A 17972-nucleotide genomic window follows, 5' to 3' on the forward strand; every position below is an offset into this window, starting at 1 on the left:
TCGTCGAAGCCGACCGGGTGCGGGTGACCCGCACTGAGACCGAAAGTAACGGATGACCTCCCAGTCGATCTTGGAAGATATGACCACCGAAACCCGCGCGAAGTCGCTGCTACAGCGCATCATCCTGCCCAGGCCGGGTGAGCCGCTGGACGTGCGCACCCTCTACGTCGAGGAGTCGGCGACCAACGCACGGCGCGCGCACGCCGCCACCCGCACCTCGCTGTCGGTCGGCGCGGAATCCGAGGTGTCGTTCTGCACCTACTTCAACGCACTGCCCGCGAGCTACTGGCGGCGCTGGAGCATCCTGGAATCGGTGGTGCTGCGGCTGGAGCTGGCCGGACACGGCCGCGTCGACGTCTACCGCTCGAAGGCGGACGGCTCGCGAATCCACGTGCAGGGCAAGGAGTTCGCCGTCGCGCCCGGCACCGAATCGGTGCACGTCGAGTTCGAGACCGATCTCGGCCCGTTCGAGGACGGCGGCTGGATCTGGTTCGACATCACCACCGACACGGCGGTCACGCTGCTGGCGGGCGGCTGGTACGCCCCGATCGAGGCGCCGGGCGACGGCAGCATCGCGGTCGGCATGCCCACCTTCAACCGGCCGACCGACGCGGTGAAAACCCTCGGTGCCCTCGGGTCCGATCCACTGGTGCTCGAGAAGATCAAGGCCGTCATCATCCCTGATCAGGGCACCCGCAAGGTGGTCGACGAGCCCGGCTTCACCGAGGCCGCCGCGGTGCTCGGCGACCGGCTCGCCATCTACAACCAGCCCAACCTCGGCGGCTCCGGCGGCTACAGCCGGGTGATGTACGAGGCGCTGAAGACCACCGACGCCCAGTACATCGTCTACATGGACGACGACATCGAGATCGAGCCCGACTCGATCCTGCGCGCACTGGCATTCGCCCGTTTCGCCAAGTCGCCGGTCCTGGTCGGCGGGCAGATGCTCAACCTGCAGGAGCGCTCGCACCTGCATGTCATGGGCGAGGTCGTCGACCGCGGCATCTTCATGTGGACCGCGGCGCCGAATGTCGAGTACGACCACGACTTCTCGAAGTACCCGCTGAAGGACCGCGACAACTCCAAGCTGCTGCACCGGCGCATCGACGTCGACTTCAACGGCTGGTGGACCTGTGTTATCCCGCGGCAGGTCGCCGAGGAGCTCGGTCAGCCGCTGCCGCTGTTCCTCAAGTGGGATGACGCCGAATACGGTCTGCGTGCTCGTGCCGCCGGATACCCGACGGTCACCCTGCCCGGCGCCGCCGTCTGGCATATGGCCTGGAGCGACAAGGACGACGCCATCGATTGGCAGGCGTACTTCCACCTGCGCAACCGCCTGGTCGTCGCCTCGCTGCACCTGCCCGGCAATGGCCGCGCCATGGTGGTGAACACGGTCAAGGCGACCTTGAAACACCTGCTGTGCCTGGAGTATTCGACGGTCGCCATCCAGAACCTGGCGATTCGCGACTTCCTCGCGGGCCCGGAGCGGCTGTTCCAGCTGCTGCCGAGCGCCCTCGGCGCGGTGCACGAGCTGCGCAAGCAGTACCCCGACGCGGTGATCCTGCCCTCGTCCACCGAACTGCCGCTGGCCAGCCACATCGGCGTCGGCGCGGTCGGCGAACCCGCCAACCCGATCGCCAAGGTGGTCCGGCTCGCCAAGGGCTTCGTGCACAGCGTGCGGCCGGCCCAGCCCGAGCATCATGAGCGTCCGCAGCTGAATGTGCCGACCCTGGACGCGCGGTGGTTCCTGCTCTCGCAGGTCGACGGCGTCACCGTCACCACCGCCGACGGCCGCGGCGTCGTCTACCGCAAGCGCGATCCACGGCAGGCCCTCGGCCTGTTCAAGGAGGCCATGCGGCTGCGCAAGGAGCTGGCCGCGCGCTTCCCGGAGATGCAGGAGCGCTACCGCACTGCCCATCCGCAGTTGACCAGCATCGCCGCGTGGGAGAACGCCTTCGGTATCGGCGACACGAAAGGCACGCAGCAGTGAGCATCGGAGCAAGTGACAGCGCGGCGGTGAACGAGGCGTTGCGCAGCACGAACGGGCATGCGGCCCATGGCGTCGCGCCCGAAACCGCGACCGCGCCGGCACCGCCCGAAGTCGCCATCCTCAATGCGGTGCAGTCGGCGATCGGCGGCAACCCCGCGGTCGTCAAGGCGGCCCGCGGCATGTCGCACTTCGGTGAGCACGCGCTCGGCTGGGTCGGCATCGCCGCCGTCGGCTGGCTCGCGGACAAACCGCGGCGTCGGCAGTGGGCGGGGGTCGCGGTCGGTGCGGTCGGTGCGCACGCCGCGTCCATCGTGATCAAGCGGATCGTCAGACGTCCTCGCCCGAACGACCCATCGGTGCAGGTCAACGTCTCCACGCCGAGCAAATTGAGCTTCCCGTCCTCGCACGCGACCTCGACCACGGCGGCGGCGGTGTTGCTCGGGAAACTGACCGGGCTACCCTTGCCTGCGGTGCTCGTTCCACCGATGTTGCTCTCCCGGGTCGTGCTCGGGGTGCACTATCCCTCCGACGTGCTCGCCGGATCCGCGCTCGGTGCCGCGTCCGCCGCTGTAGTGCTTGCCGCCGAAAAGAGACTCGATAGTGACCGGACAAGAAAGAGCCTTGGTTGACATGAGTGAAGAGCCGACCAGCGCCGACCTAGCCGAGGCTGTTGTCAAAGGCCCGCCCAAGACGCTGGCCGGCGGGTTGATCAAGGCCGTTCGCCCGCGACAGTGGGTGAAGAACGTTCTCGTGCTCGCCGCGCCGCTGGCCGCGGGCTCGGCCACCGAGGTGGACGTGCTCGCCCCTGTCGGAATCGCCTTCGTGGTGTTCTGCATGGCGGCGTCGGGCATCTACCTCGTCAACGACGCGCTCGACGTGGAAGCCGACCGGGCGCACCCGACCAAGCGGTTCCGCCCGATCGCCGCGGGTGTGGTTCCGGTGAACCTGGCCTACATGTTGGCCGCGGTGCTGCTCGTCGCGTCGATCGCCGGATCGTTCCTCGCGTCGTGGCATCTCGCCGTCGTGATGGCGGTCTACATCGGCATCCAGCTGGCTTACTGCCTCGGCCTCAAGCATCAGGCCGTGCTGGACATCTGCATCGTTTCCTCGGGCTTCCTGCTGCGCGCCGTCGCCGGTGGCGCGGCGGCGGATATTGATCTGTCGCAATGGTTCCTGCTGATCATGGCGTTCGGTTCGCTGTTCATGGCGGCGGGCAAGCGCTACGCCGAACTGCAGATCGCACTGGGCACGGGCGCCAAGATCCGCAAGTCGCTCGAGTACTACACGCCGACCTATCTGCGCTTCATCTGGACTCTCGCCGCGACAGCGGTGGTGGTGTTCTACGGCCTCTGGGCGTTCCAACAGGACAGCCTCAAGCACACCAATTGGTTTGCCATCTCGATGGTTCCGTTTACCATCGCAATCCTGCGTTATGCGGTCGACGTCGATGGCGGCGAGGCCGGTGAACCCGAAGAGATCGCGCTGGGGGACCGTATCCTCCAGTTCCTCGCAATCGCCTGGATCGGAGCGGTAGGTGTCGCTGTCTATCTCACCTGACGAGATGTTGGTCGAGGGAGCGGAGCGAACGGAATACGCAAGCGAGGAGCCGGCCGAAGGGCCGGCTCGCTCGGCCTTGCGGCACGTGCAGCTACCCCGAGCCATCTTCGTCGGTGGGATGGCGCTCACTGTTGTCCTGTTCGCGACCGGCGCCTGGCAACGGCGCTGGATCGCCGACGACGGCCTGATCGTGCTGCGCACGGTGCGAAACCTGTTGGCTGGCAACGGACCGGTCTTCAACGAGGGCGAACGCGTCGAAACCAACACCAGCACGGCGTGGACCTATCTGGTCTGGTTCTTCAGCTGGCTCACCCAGGCCAGGCTCGAGTACGTGGTGCTCGGTGTCGCGCTGACGGTGTCGATGGCCGCGATCGTGTTCGCCATGCTCGGTACGGCGCGGTTGTGGGGCGGCACCAAATCCGCGCTGCTGCTGCCCGCAGGCGTGCTTGTCTACATCGCGCTGCCGCCTGCCCGCGACTACGCCTCCTCGGGACTGGAGAGCGGTCTGGTCATCTGCTGGCTCGGTCTGCTGTGGTGGCTGATGATCCGGTGGAGCCAGGCCGAGCGGGTCCGGCTGCCCGGCTTGTTCGGACTGGTGTTCCTCGCCGGACTCGCGCCGCTGATTCGTCCCGAGATGACCCTGGTCGGCGGACTGGCGCTGGCAATGATCTTCTGTGCGCCGGTGCCACAGACTCGGCTGCGTCCGATTGTGCTGCGGGCGTTGATCGTTGCGGCCGCCGGGATCGTCCCGCTCGGCTACCAGGTCTGGCGGATGGGCTACTACGGCCTGCCCTACCCGAACACCGCCGTCGCCAAGGACGCGGGCGGCGCGAAGTGGGGACAGGGCTTCAAATACCTGTGGGACCTGGTCGGTCCCTATTACCTGTGGGTTCCGCTGTTGGTGCTGCTCGCCGCGGGCGTCGTCGCGGCGCGCACCGCGACTGCCGTCGCGCCGGCACCGGCCGGTCGGCCCACCACTGCCGACGAGCAGCGCGGCTGGACCGTCGACCGCGTGCGTGCCTGGCTGCGCTCGCCGAGCGCGGTGGTCACGCTCATGCTCGGCAGCGGTGTCATCCTGACCGTGTACGCGCTGCGCGTCGGTGGTGACTTCATGCACGGCCGGATGCTGTTGCCGCAGCTGTTCTGCCTGTTGCTGCCGGTCGCGGTGGTGCCGATCCGGCTGCCGGAGGGCGGTCTGCGGTCGATGTCGGCCACCGACTGGTCGTTCGCGGTGATCGGGTTCGCGTTGATCGGCACCGCGGGCTGGGCGCTGTTCGCCGCCAACACCACGGCGATCAAGACCGGGACCAAGATCAGCTCCTCGGGCATCGTCGACGAGCGTGTCTACTACGTGCTCAACACCGGCCACGATCATCCGATCCTGGCCGAGGACTACCTCGACTACCCGCGCATCCGGCCGATGGTCAACGACATCGCGGCCACCCCCGACGGCGGCTTGCTGCTGAACTCGCCGTCGTTCATGTTCTGGTACATCGCACCACCGCCGCAGCCGATCCCCGAAGGCGGCGCCGGGCACACGGTCTACTTCCTGAATCTGGGCATGACCAGCATGAACGTCCCGCTGAACGTGCGTGTGATCGACCAGATGGGCCTCGCCTATCCGTTGGCCGCGCACACCGACCGGTTGACCGACGGCCGCATCGGGCACGACAAAGCGCTGTATCCGGACTGGGTCATCGTGGACACCGGCGTGGTGGACAGGAAGCCGTGGATGCCGTGGTTCCTCGACGAGAAATGGGTCACCCAGGCACGCACGGCGATGAAGTGCCCGGACACCGAGGCGCTGGCGATCTCCTACCGTGATCCGCTGACGTTGGACCGTTTCAAGCACAACCTGCTGCATGCGCTGAAGTTCGCGAAGTACCGGATAGATCGGGTGCCGAAGTACGAGATCCAACGCTGCGATCTGGTCGATCCCTTCCCACAACCGCCGCGTTGATCATATTCTCGTAGTCACACTGAGCCCACGGATCACCGTGGGCTCAGTAGTTTCATGGGAGGATGCCGATAGAGTGGCGTACGCCGCTTTATCACTTTTTGATAACGCCCATGCATCGATGACGCGTTAGGCTGCGACGGCACGCCCGCCGGTGGCGTGCCCTCGCGATGGGCGAAAACCGGCGGTCACCGTAAATCGATCGGGATTCGGTCGGACGAAGAAAGGGTCCAAACAGATGCGAGGCGTTATCGGGCGTAAGGCCGAAAGTGGACGTCTGAGGTCCCGGATAGCCGGTTCGTGGTTCAAGCGGTCGGTGCTGATGTCGCTGGCCGTTTTGCTACCGCTCGGGGTGTCGGTGGCAGGACCTGGCGCCCCCGCGTCGGCAGCGTTCAATCCCGACGCGTTCGACTTCTGGGTCGACTCGTCGATGGGTCCGATCAAGTCGCGGATCTTCCGCGCGGCGGACGGCAACACCGGACGCGTGGTGTACGCGCTGGACGGCATGCGGGCCCGCGGCGACATCAACGGCTGGGAGGCCGAGACCGAGATCGCCCGCGAGCTCACCAAGTGGAACATCAACGTCGTCATGCCGGTCGGCGGACCGTCCAGCTTCTACGCGGACTGGAACGCGCCGGGCAACTTCCTCGGCCTCAACACCGGTTCGTCGGGGTCGGCCAACGGCTCCTCGTCGGGTTCGGCGATGACGGGTTCCTCGGGTTGGAACGAGACGCTGGGCAAGGACAACACCTATAAGTGGGAATCGTTCCTCACCAACAACCTGCGTTGGGCGTTGCGGGACCGGCTCGGCTTCAACCCGAACGGCAACGGCGTGTTCGGCTTGTCCATGGGCGGCAGTGCCGCGCTGACACTGGCGGCCTACCATCCGGACCAGTTCCGGTACGCGGGTTCTTACTCGGGCTACCTGAACATCTCCGCGCCGGGCATGCGTGAAGCGTTGCGGGTGGCCATGATCAGTGCCGGTGGCTACAACATCGACGCGATGGCGCCGCCGTGGGGCCCGCAGTGGCTGCGGATGGACCCGTTCGTCTTCGCACCGCGACTGATCGCGAACGGCACCAGGGTGTGGGTCGCCGCCGGTAGCGCGCTGCCGGGTCCCGCCGACGCGACATCGCCGCTGGATATCCTGCAGGGCACTCCGCTCGAGGCGCTCGCGCTGGTCAACAGCAGGGCCTTCCAGGTCCGCATGATGAGCCTCGGTGCGCAGAATGTCACCTACAGCTTCCCATCGGTCGGTATCCATAACTGGCGCAACTGGGAGTCCGAGGTCTACCGGATGATTCCGGACCTCTCGGCCAACATCGGGTGAATCATGAGCCCGGCTCTGTAGAGCCTGGGATGCGGTGAAAAGGCCGCCTGGTGCGCATGCACCAGGCGGCCTTTTCGTTATCCGAAACAGGGCGTCCCCAGCCCCCTTGACAACGAATGTGCACCGACGAACGCTGCACTTCTTGTGGCTTGAATCACTTTCCAGCAACATAGAAGCATTCGCGTGCGATTGATACACGGAGAACATGCACACAGGTGGAAACGTCCGTTTTATGGAGATTCTCCGCCTGAATGCCCGATAAGGGGGCTGGTCGAGATTACTAACAGTTTGCTGACCGGCCTTCCGAATGAAAGGTCGAGAGGAATGCGAAGTCCGCGCTGGAAACGTAGGTCCGATAGCTCTGCAGCCCCGGGTTCCCGGTTGCGCAAGTGGGCGCTCGGAGTAACGGTCGCCCTGCTCATGCCGCTGGGGATCACCATTGCAGGCGGCGGCGCGACAGCATCGGCAGCATTCAATCCCGCCGCGTTCGATTTCTGGGTCGACTCCGGCATGGGTCCGATCAAGACCAGGGTCATGCGCGCCGCGGACGGCAACACCAACCGCGTCGTCTACGTGCTCGACGGCATGCGGGCCCGCGAGGACCTGAACGGCTGGGAGATCGAAACCAACATCGCCGAGATGCTGGCGAGTAAGAACATCAACGTGGTCATGCCGGTCGGCGGCCAGTCGAGCTGGTATGCCGACTGGAACGCGCCGAGCGAATTCTTCGGCGTTCCCGCGGGTGCTGGTTCGTCCTCCGGCTCGGGCGCCATGAATGCGCTCTCCGGCGGCCCCGGCAAAAGCTACCGGTACCAGTGGGAGTCCTTCCTGGCCGGCGACCTGCGCTGGGCGCTGCGGGACCGGCTCGGCTTCAACCCGAACCGCAACGGCGTCTTCGGCCTGTCGACCGGTGGCAGCGCGGCACTGACGCTGGCCGCCTACCACCCGGATCAGTTCAGCTTCGCCGGCTCGTTCTCGGGCTACCTGAACAACTCCGCGCCCGGCATGCGTGAAGCCATCCGGGCCGGCATGATCGACGCCGGCGGCTACAACGTGGACTCGATGGCGCCGCCGTGGGGCCCGCAGTGGCTGCGGATGGACCCGTTCGTCTTCGCGCCGCGACTGATCGGCAACGGGACCCGACTGTGGATCGCCGCGGGCAGCGGCCGGCCGGGCGCAACCGACGCGCCGAGCTTCAACACCCTTACCGGCATGGGGCTGGAGAGCTTGGCGTTGATCAACACGCGAGCCTTCCAAGTGCGGATGGCCGCACTCGGCGCATCCAACGTCGTCTATTCCTTCCCGGAATTCGGCATCCATGCGTGGAACAACTGGCAGGACGAGGTCTACCGGATGACTCCCGACCTGTCGGCGAACATCGGCTGACGTGCACCACGACGGACCGCCCTGCACCCCTTCGGTGCCGGGCGGTCCGTTTGTATTTGCCTGAAATTGCCTGTGTGCACAATGTTGGCTGATTGGTTGCTGTCGGAAGAATTTCGGTGCCGCGGTACTCCTCGCGACGCTGACCGCACGGTGGTATCGGCAAATCTATGGTTTTTATCACGATCCGGTATCGCAGTGCGTTTTCACCGCTATCAGCTTCGAATGACTGCCTATGAAGAGCGGTAGCGCCACGACCTGCCCGGTGCGGAGAGTCGTCGGTGTCGAACGTCGATCCTCATGCACGACAGTTGCGGTCAGCGGTGATCGCACGGGCGAAAGGTCGAATCGAATGCGATCAGGCGTGGTACGCGAAAATGTTGCCGATGAGCACGGACGCATGCTCGAAGCCGATGGGCGCGGTCGTCGCCGTCGGTGGCTGCGTCGGTCCGTTGCCGGCGTGGCCTTCGCGCTCGCGCTGCCGTTCGGAATCGCAGTCACCGACCTCGCCACACCGGCCGTGGCGAGCTTCGATCCGGCCGGTCACGATTTCTGGGTCGACTCCAACATGGGCCCGGTCAAGACCAGGATCTTCCGTGCCGCCGACGGCAATACCGACCGCGTCGTCTACGCCCTCGACGGTCTGCGGGCCGGGAACGACCTCAGCGGCTGGGAAATCGACACCGACATCTCCCGGGTGCTTCCGCGGTGGAATATCAATGTTGTGATGCCGATCGGCGGGATGTCCAGCTTCTATTCGGACTGGATCGCGCCGAGCAACACCAACGGCCAGCAGCGCGCCTACGCATGGGAAACGTTCCTGACCGAGAATCTGCGCTGGGCGCTGCGCGATCGGCTCGGCTTCAATCCGAACGGCAACGGCGTATTCGGTTTGTCCATGGGCGGCAGCGCCGCGCTCGCGCTCGCCGCCTATCACCCGGATCAATTCCGGTACGCGGGCTCGTATTCGGGCTACCTGAATATCTCCGGACCCGGCATGAGGGAGGGCTTGCGGCTGGCCCTGCTCGACGCGGGCGGATACAACATCGACGCCATGTGGGGCCCGCCGTGGGATCCGCGCTGGCTGCGCAACGACCCGTTCATGTTCGCACCGTTGTTGCGCGCGAACGGAACTCGACTCTGGATTTCCTCCGGCAACGGCCAGAGCGGTCCGCGTGACGTAGTCAACAATCCGCTCGACGCCTACAACCTCAGCAATGCAATGGCGCTGGAGACGATCGCGCTCGCCAATACGCGGGCCTTCCAGCTGCGGTTGGACTCACTCGGCCCGACGAATGTGCACTTCGACTACACGCCGATCGGCGTGCACAACTGGCACTACTGGGCCGACCAGGTCTACAAGATGCTGCCCGACCTCAGCGCCAATCTGGGGTGAATTCTCGATCGGTGACGACATCTCCGAGCGAACGCGATAAGGTCACCGCACGATCACAGGTTGTGTATGGGTGGGCGGATTTCGGCCCCCCGGTTGCTTAGGCTTCCGGCGTCGAATATCGTCCAGCGAGCGCAAGTGTGACCAGATCGTTGTAGCGCCGTCGTTTTGTATCGGAATGTCGGGGTCCGATACACATGTGACGTGCGTCTCGTTCGAAGCACGGGTGCTGCCCGGCCCTCATGGGCTACAGGTGGTACCACAACAGCAGAAAGAGAGCAGGATTCATGCGTTTCGGCAGGGCGGCCGGCCCGAAGAGAAGCACGGGACGGCGAGTCACCCCTCGCGGTTGGCGTCATCGAATTCTGGCTGTCGGTGCCGCAGCACTTGCGCTACCGATTGCCGCCGGAGTGGCGGCCCCGACCGTTGCCATGGCCGCCCCGGCGCACAGCCCTGTGCTGCGCGCCCCCGCGGGTGGCTTCGAGGATCTGATGGTCCCCTCGGTCATGGGCCCGATCAAGGTTCAGGTGCAGTGGGCGGCGCGCGGCGGCAACGCGGCGCTGTATCTGCTCGACGGCCTGCGTGCTCGCGACGACCGCAACGCGTGGTCGTTCGAGACGAACGCGCTGCAGCAGTTCGGCAATGACAACATCTCCCTCATCATGCCGGTCGGCGGACAGTCGAGCTTCTACACCGACTGGTACGCGCCGAGTAACACCAACGGCCAGAAGACCACCTACAAGTGGGAGACCTTCCTGACCAAGGAGCTCCCGGCCTTCCTCGAGGGCTACGGCGTCTCCCGCACCAACAACGCGATCGCGGGCCTCTCGATGGGTGGCAGCGCCGCACTGGCCCTCGCCGCCTACCACCGCGATCAGTTCAAGCACGCCTCGTCCTTCTCCGGCTACCTGAACATCTCCGCGCCCGGCATGCGCGAGGCGATCCGTATCGCGATGCTGGACGCGGGCCGCTTCAACGTCGACTCGATGGCGGCGCCGTGGAGCCCGGCGTGGCTGCGGATGGACCCGTTCGTGTTCGCGCCGCAGCTCAAGGGCCTGCCGATGTACATCTCGGCGGCCAGCGGCCTCCCAGGTCAGTTCGACCGGCCGAACTCGGCGGTCGGCGCGTTCAACACCGGTAACGCCATGGCACTCGAGGCGCTGTCGCTGGTGAACACCCGTGCCTTCCAGGCTCGCCTCGCGACCCTGAAGATTCCGGCTCAGTTCGACTTCCCCGCCCAGGGCACCCACTCCTGGAAGTACTGGGAGGGTGAGCTTTTCAAGTCCCGCAACGGCATCCTGGATGCCACCGGCGGCTGGTGATCTAGCCACCTAGACCGCGAACGGCGCCGTCTGCTTCCCCGAACAGGGAGCGGCGGCGCCGTTCGCGTTTCGGGTAACAGCGCCTGAATACGCGGGGCGGCGGATTAGCGTGCTACCCGCGCGTCCTACCAGGTTGACCGCCCTTCCAGGGGTAGAAAACACTTGTGGCAGGGATCAGGGGCGGCAGGGGTAGACGCGGACGCGGCGACGCCCGCCGGGCTCGTGGGCGGTTCGCGCTGCTGGCCACCGCGGTAGCGCTGCCGATGGTCGCCGGGCTTTCGCCGCTGACCGCGCCCGCCACCGCGCAGCCAGAGGTCGCCGCCACCGCACCGGCAGGTGCGTCGGTGCAGAAAATGGTGTGGTTCACCGACCGCAGGGTCGCCCTGTGGATCAATTCGCCATCGATGGGCGCACCAGTCCAGGTGCAGCTGCTGCTGGCCAGGGACTGGAACACCGACCCGTACGCCAGGTTTCCGCTGCTGTTCATGCTCGACGGTCTGCGCGCCACCGACGACGAGAACGGCTGGACCAAGGAGGCGGGCGCCGCCGACTTCTATGCCGACAAGAACGTCACCGTTGTGCTGCCGGTCGGCGGACAGTCGAGCTTCTACTCCGACTGGCTGCAGCCGAACAACGGCCACAACTACAAGTGGGAAACCTTCCTGACCAAGGAACTTCCGCCGCTACTCGAGAGCCAATGGCGGGCAACGGATGTGCGTGGCATGGAGGGCCTTTCGATGGGCGGCACGGCCGCGATGTTCCTGGCCGCGCGCAACCCGAGCTTCGTCAAGTACGCCGCGTCGTATTCCGGCTTCCTCACCACGACCACCCTCGGTATGCCGCAGGCGATCCAGTTCGCCATGCGCGACGCGGGCGGGTTCGACTCCGCGGCGATGTGGGGTCCGCCGACCGGCCCGGAGTGGGATGGCCACGACCCGTACGCGCTGGCGGAGAAGCTGAAGGGGATCAGCCTGTACGTGTCCAGCGGTAGCGGTGCGATCGGACCATTCGACCAGGCCGCCGTCATACCAGGGGTGAGCGCCAACCTCACGGGCATGGGTCTGGAGATTCTGTCGCGGCTCACCTCGCAGAACTTCGTGACCAAGCTCAGCAAGCTGACCATCCCGGCCCAGGTGAATTACCGTCCCTCCGGCACCCACTCGTGGCCGTACTGGGATTTCGAGATGCGGCAGTCCTGGCCGCAGGCCGCCGCCGCGCTCGGCATCGACACAGGCATTGCGTCTTGCCGGGCAGGCGGCGCGATTGCCGCCGTGGCCACCGCCAATGGTTGGCTCGGCGACTGCGTCACCGCCGAATACCAGGTGAGCGGAGGTGTGGCCCAGGACTTCCGGTCCGGCCGGGTGTTCTACTCGCCCGCGACCGGCGCCCATCCTGTCGGCGGCATGATCGGCGGCGGCTACCAGGCCGCGCTCGGTGCGGTCGGATTGCCGACCGACGACGAGCGCGCGCTGCCCGACGGCCGCGGCCGGTTCCAGGCCTTCCAGCACGGTTCGCTCTACTGGACGCCGCAGACCGGCGCCCAGGTGGTGCGCGGCGCGATCCTCGACGAGTGGGGCAAGCAAGGCTTCGAGCGCGGACCCGCGGGCTATCCGACCGCGCCGGAGGTCGAGACCCCGGACCGGGACGGCTCGGTGCAGGCCTTCGAGAACGGGCCTTTCTACTACAGCCAGAAGACCGGCGTCCACCGGCTGCATGGGCTGATCATGGGCAAGTACGCCCAGCTGGGATACGAAAACAGCTGGCTGGGCTTCCCGGCAGCCGAAGAGCTGCCGCTGAAGGACTTGGGCCGCTTCAGCAGGTTCGAGGGCGGCGGCATCTATTGGAGCCCGCTGTCGGGAGTGTGGGCGGTCCGTTCGGGTCCGATCATGGACACCTGGAAAGACGTCGGTTACGAGAACGGCAAGCTCGGGTATCCGATCAGCGACGAGTTCACGGTTCCCGGCGGTTTCCAGCAGAATTTCCAGGCCGGTTTCATCGTGGTCCGCGACGGCAAACCTGAAGTTCACGGTATCTAATTCAGACCGGTCTGTTTGCTGACTGCCGCCGGCTCGTCCAAGGTTGCCGCTAGCCTGGTGGCGATCGGACCCTATTCGCGAACAGATCGAGGACACGAATTCATGCATCGGACCCGTGGAAAGGTACTCGGCGTCGCTGTGGCACTCGCCGCCACCGGATTGCTCGCCGCATGCGGTGACAACGATTCGACGGCATCGAGCACTCCGAAGCTGACCCACACCACGGCGGCTTCGCAGCCGCCTGCCACGTCGAGCAGCGTAGGTGGCGACACCGGGGCCCAGACGCCTGCTCCCGAGTCGACCCAGCAGGCGCCCGCCGAGACGGTCGCCCCCGAGCGCCCGGAGCCGGTGCCGACCGATGTCGTGCCACCGGGGGACACCGCCAAGCTCACCGACAAGGACAAGAAGTTCCTCGACGCGCTGAAGGAGAAAGGCGTCACCGCTTCCAGCCCGGACATCGCGCTGAGCATCGGCACCTATGTCTGCCAGGGCGTCGCGGCAGGCGCCTCCGCGCAGGACCTGACGACCTTCGTGAACGCGATGGCCGGATCCGACCCGTCCTTCGATCCGGCGAAGATGCCGGTCGAGAAAGTCGGCAAGATCTACATCGACACCGCTAAGCAGACGTACTGCCAGTGAGTGTTCGTCGAGGTATGGCCTCCCGCCGGTTGCGACCGGTGGGATGTCTGGTGCTCCTCGCGGTCGTCGCGCTGGTCATCGTTCTCGTTCTGCTGCTGTGGTACCTGCTCGCGGGCAGACTTCGCCCGCCGGGTCCGGGTCCGGGTCCGAAGCCGCCGGAGCGACCGACCTCGCAGCCTGCGAGCTGCCCGGATGTCCAGATGATCTCGGTGCCCGGCACTTGGGAGTCCAACAGCAACGACGACCCGCACAACCCGACGGCCAATCCGATCTCGTTGATGCTCAACATCTCCGGGCCGGTGCAGAGTCAGTTCCCGCCCGGCAGGCTGGATGTGTACACCGTCCCCTATGTCGCGCAGTTCTCGAATCCGATCGCGATTCCGCCGGACGGCCAGCAGTCCTACAACAACAGCCGTTCCGAGGGCGCGCAGCGGATGGTCGATGCGATGGCGAAGCGGCATCGGGAATGTCCGTTGACCACCTACGTCATCGCGGGCTTCTCGCAGGGCGCGGTCATCGGCGGCGACGTCGCCTCCCAAATCGCCGCAGGCAAGGGGCCCGTCCCCGCCGACCAGGTGCTGGGTGTGACGCTGATTGCCGATGGGCGGCGGACCAACGACAACGGACCGGGGCAGCCCATCCAGATCGGGAACCCGCCACTCGGTGTCGGCGCGGAGGTCGCGTTGAAGGGTTTGACCGTGCCGGGAATCACGATGACCGGTCCGCGGCCGGGCGGATTCGGCTCGCTGGCCGATCGCACCTTCACGATTTGCGCACCGGGCGATCTGATCTGTGACTCGCCGCGGCAGGCGTTGAACCCGCTGAACATCATCGGCAGCACAATGACGTTGATCCGCGCGGCGGGCAACCCGGTGCACAGCCTCTACAACGGTTTCGTGGTCGACGGCGACGGAACAACCGCGACACAATGGGCGGTGAACTGGGCGAACGGTCTGATCGAAGGGGCACCACACCCGCCGCACTCCTGAGAAGTCCACCTGTGAACAACCACATCGGCGAGGCCCGACAATAGGGCCATGCATGCCTGCATACCGAAGCCTCGTCAGTCGGACCGGGGCAGGCTGTAAAGTGCGCTGATGATCGCGACGCCGGCAGTGCTGCCCCTAGAACCGGGGGCTGGCCGGCGCGCAGGCAATTTCCTTACAGCCAGGAGCATGAGTTCATGACAGAAGCCGCCGCACCGGCTGGTGAGTTGACCGCGATGGGTACGCCGCTGCGTAACTTCCGCTTCGCGGCCGCGGGCGAAGGAAACAAGCAAGAGGGCGGTGCCCGCAAGTTCATTCAGACGGCGCAGCAGGCCGAGGAGTACGGCTTCGACACTTTCGTCGTGCCCGATCACCTCGGTGACCAGATCGGTCCGATCGCCGCGCTCGGCGCCCTCACGCAGGCTACCGAGAAGATCCGACTCGGAACGTCGGTGCTGGCCAATGGTTTCCGGCATCCTGTGGTGCTCGCCAAGGATCTCGCCACCATCGATGTGCTGTCGAAGGGCCGCCTCGAGGTCGGCGTCGGCGCGGGCTGGAAGCAGGACGAGTTCGCTGCCGCCGGGCTGCCCTACGAGACGCCCGGCATTCGGCTGGAGAAGCTCGACGAGACGTTGACCATCCTCGATGTGCTGCTGCGTGGCCAGGAATGCACCTTCGAGGGCAAGCACTACCAGGTCAACGGCATCAAGGGCACGCCGCGTCCGCGTCAGGGTCCGCGCCCGCCGATCTGCACCGGCGGTGGCGGCCCGAAGATGCTCCGGCTGGCCGCCAAGCACGCCGACATCATCTCGATCGTTCCGGTCACCACCAAGAACGGCAAAGGTCTGCTCTCGGGCATCACCATGTCCAAGACCATCGAGAAGGTGAACCTGATCCGCGAAGCCGCGGGCGATCGGTTCGCCGACATCGAGCTGAACTGGGCCATCACCGCGATCGTCATCACCGACGACCGTGAGAAGACCGCGGAAATGGCCCTTTCCGCGATCGATCGAGGCCTGCACCCCGACCTCGAGGTCGACGTGAAGCTCTCTGTCGAGGAGATTCTCGAATCGCCGTATGTGGCCATCGGCACATTCGAGGAGATTGCCGCGCAGATCCGCCGGGTGCGCGAGCTCACATCGATGTCCTACGTCGGTGTGTTCCCCACCCAGATGGACGCTTTCGCGCCGGTTATTCCACTGCTGCGGGATGAGTGAGCCGCTCTTCTCTGTAACATGACTCTGGTTTGAGAACATCTAGCCGATAGCGGTCACCGCGCAGACCGCAACAAAATCTGCAGGCTGGCTCTTTGTATGTAGAGCACCCGCGGGCGATAGCGAGTCGGGGCCTCACAGGTAACAGCGGCGATGTCGCCGTCTTGCTGCGATGTGCCTCGGAGGAGAAGAAGGAATGGAAGAGACTTTCGACGACTACCTGGACGAAACCGGGAACATCCGTATTCCCGAGGATCACACCCTGGTCGATCACGTCGAGAAGCACACTCGGAACGACGCGAACACCCTGGCCTATCGCTACATCGATTACTCGCGTGAACGTGATGGTGAAGCTCAGGAACTGACGTGGCGTGAATTCGGCATCCGGCTGCGCGCGGTGGCCGCTCGACTGCAGCAGGTGACCAACCCGGGTGACCGGGTCGCGATCCTGGCGCCGCAGGGCCTCGATTACGTGATCTCCTTCTTCGCCGCGATCTACGCGGGCACCATCTCGGTGCCGCTGTTCGACCCCGATGAGCCGGGTCACACCGACCGGCTGCATGCGGTGCTCGGCGACTGTGAGCCTGCTGCCATCCTCACCGCGAGCTCCTCCGCGGCCGGGGTGCGCCAGTTCTTCCGCTCGCTGCCCGCCGCACAGCGCCCGCGCATCATCGCCGTCGACGCGATCCCCGACAGCGTCGGCGAAACCTGGGTGCGTCCCGACATCGCGATCGATGACATCGCCTACCTGCAGTACACCTCGGGTTCCACGCGGACCCCGGCCGGTGTCGAGATCACCCACCGGGCGGTCGGCACCAACCTGCTGCAGATGGTCGATGCCATCAACCTGGACTGGAATTCTCGCGGTGTCACCTGGCTGCCGCTGTTCCACGACATGGGCCTGTTGACGGTGATCTTGCCCGCGGTCGGCGGCAAATACATCACGATCATGTCGCCGAGCGCTTTCGTGCGTCGCCCCTACCGCTGGATCAAGGAACTGGCCGCCGCCTCCGACGGCGCCGGAACCTTCGCTGCCGCACCGAACTTCGCGTTCGAGCACGCCGCGGCGCGTGGTCTGCCGAAGAACGGCGAGTCCCTCGACTTGTCGAACGTGATCGGCCTGATCAACGGCAGTGAGCCGGTAACGACCTCGTCGATGAAGAAGTTCAACGACGCCTTCGCGCCGTTCGGTCTGCCCAAAACCGCGATCAAGCCCTGCTACGGCATGGCGGAGGCGACGCTGTTCGTCTCGGCGACCAAGGCCGAGGACGAGGCCAAGGTGGTCTACGTCGACCGCGACGAGCTCAATGCGGGTCGCATGGTGAAGGTCGAGCAGGGCACCGAGAATGCCATCGCCCAGGTGAGCTGTGGCTTTGTGGCGCTGTCGCAGTGGGCCGTGATCGTCGACCCGGACGCCATCGACGACGACGCGGGCCGCGAGCTGCCCGACGGCCGGGTCGGTGAGATCTGGCTGCACGGCAACAACATGGGCATCGGCTACTGGGGTCGTCCGGACGAGACCTACGCGACCTTCAAGAACAAGGTCACCCATCGCCTGCCCGAAGGCAGCCATGCCGACGGCGCCGAGGACGACGCCAACTGGATGCGCACCGGCGACTACGGCGTGTATCTCGATGGCGAGCTGTACATCACCGGTCGCGTGAAGGACCTGGTGATCCTCGACGGCCGCAACCACTACCCGCAGGATCTCGAGTTCTCCGCACAGGAGGCGAGCAAGGCGCTGCGACCGGGCTTCGTCGCCGCGTTCTCGGTGCCCGCCAACCAGCTACCTGCCGAAGTTTTCGAGCAGGGCAGCCATTCGGGCCTGCAGTTCGACGCCGACGATGCCTCCGAGCAGCTCGTCATCGTGGGTGAGCGTGGTCCGGGCGCAGGCAAGGCCGACCCGCTGCCCATCGCCGACGCGGTCCGCGCGGCGGTGTCGCAGCGCCACGGTGTGACCGTGCGTGACGTGCTGCTGGTGCCCGCGGGTTCGATCCCGCGCACCTCCAGCGGCAAGATCGCTCGGCGCGCCTGCAAGACTGCTTATCTGGAGGGAACGCTGCGCGGGGGTTACACCCAGCAGGCATTCCCCGATGCTCCGGAAGAGTAAATGCCCGCAGGGGTGATTCGGCGAGCCGACCATCGATGCTCGGCGCCGAACACCC

The 17972-nt window shown here is 65.9% G+C and carries 13 protein-coding genes; all 13 read left to right on the plus strand.

Annotated elements, in window-relative coordinates; genetic code table 11:
* Positions 1-52 precede the first annotated feature (52 nt).
* Positions 53-1990 (plus strand): glycosyltransferase, encoded by a 1938-nt coding sequence (locus tag OHA42_RS05885; RefSeq protein ID WP_406235224.1) that lies wholly within the window; start codon positions 53-55, stop codon positions 1988-1990.
* A 116-nt stretch (positions 1991-2106) separates the two neighbouring features.
* A complete protein-coding gene (locus OHA42_RS05890) occupies positions 2107-2619 on the plus strand; it encodes a phosphatase PAP2 family protein (protein ID WP_328412583.1) in 513 nt (170 codons plus the stop codon).
* A gap of 1 nt (position 2620) precedes the next feature.
* Positions 2621-3547, plus strand: coding sequence for a decaprenyl-phosphate phosphoribosyltransferase (locus OHA42_RS05895; RefSeq protein ID WP_328408017.1), 927 nt, complete (start codon positions 2621-2623; stop codon positions 3545-3547).
* Between the two features lie 4 nt (positions 3548-3551).
* Complete coding sequence (zomB, locus tag OHA42_RS05900) at positions 3552-5507, plus strand: flagellar motor control protein ZomB (protein ID WP_406235226.1); 1956 nt, start codon at positions 3552-3554, stop codon at positions 5505-5507.
* A 235-nt stretch (positions 5508-5742) separates the two neighbouring features.
* The gene (locus OHA42_RS05905; RefSeq protein ID WP_406235227.1) at positions 5743-6834 is read left to right on the plus strand and encodes an alpha/beta hydrolase; all 1092 of its coding nucleotides are present in this window, start codon (positions 5743-5745) and stop codon (positions 6832-6834) included.
* Positions 6835-7158: 324 nt separating this feature from the next.
* Positions 7159-8220: an alpha/beta hydrolase gene (locus tag OHA42_RS05910; RefSeq protein ID WP_406235229.1), complete on the plus strand. Its 1062-nt coding sequence runs from the start codon at positions 7159-7161 to the stop codon at positions 8218-8220.
* A gap of 349 nt (positions 8221-8569) precedes the next feature.
* Complete coding sequence (locus OHA42_RS05915; RefSeq protein WP_406235231.1) at positions 8570-9613, plus strand: alpha/beta hydrolase; 1044 nt, start codon at positions 8570-8572, stop codon at positions 9611-9613.
* A 284-nt stretch (positions 9614-9897) separates the two neighbouring features.
* Positions 9898-10932, plus strand: coding sequence for an alpha/beta hydrolase (locus tag OHA42_RS05920; protein ID WP_406235232.1), 1035 nt, complete (start codon positions 9898-9900; stop codon positions 10930-10932).
* 263 nt (positions 10933-11195) lie between these two features.
* Positions 11196-12968, plus strand: coding sequence for an alpha/beta hydrolase-fold protein (locus tag OHA42_RS05925; RefSeq protein WP_406239114.1), 1773 nt, complete (start codon positions 11196-11198; stop codon positions 12966-12968).
* Between the two features lie 102 nt (positions 12969-13070).
* Positions 13071-13607, plus strand: coding sequence for a DUF732 domain-containing protein (locus OHA42_RS05930; protein WP_406235233.1), 537 nt, complete (start codon positions 13071-13073; stop codon positions 13605-13607).
* Between the two features lie 14 nt (positions 13608-13621).
* Positions 13622-14596: a cutinase family protein gene (locus OHA42_RS05935; protein WP_406239116.1), complete on the plus strand. Its 975-nt coding sequence runs from the start codon at positions 13622-13624 to the stop codon at positions 14594-14596.
* A 194-nt stretch (positions 14597-14790) separates the two neighbouring features.
* Entirely contained in the window at positions 14791-15810 is a 1020-nt protein-coding gene (locus tag OHA42_RS05940) for an LLM class F420-dependent oxidoreductase (RefSeq protein WP_406235235.1), read from the plus strand.
* Between the two features lie 193 nt (positions 15811-16003).
* Positions 16004-17917 (plus strand): long-chain-fatty-acid--AMP ligase FadD32, encoded by a 1914-nt coding sequence (gene fadD32, locus OHA42_RS05945; RefSeq protein ID WP_406235237.1) that lies wholly within the window; start codon positions 16004-16006, stop codon positions 17915-17917.
* The last annotated feature ends 55 nt before the right edge of the window (positions 17918-17972 follow it).

Source organism: Nocardia sp. NBC_01009, from assembly GCF_045208035.1.
In the GTDB taxonomy this organism is placed as follows: Bacteria; Actinomycetota; Actinomycetes; order Mycobacteriales; family Mycobacteriaceae; genus Nocardia.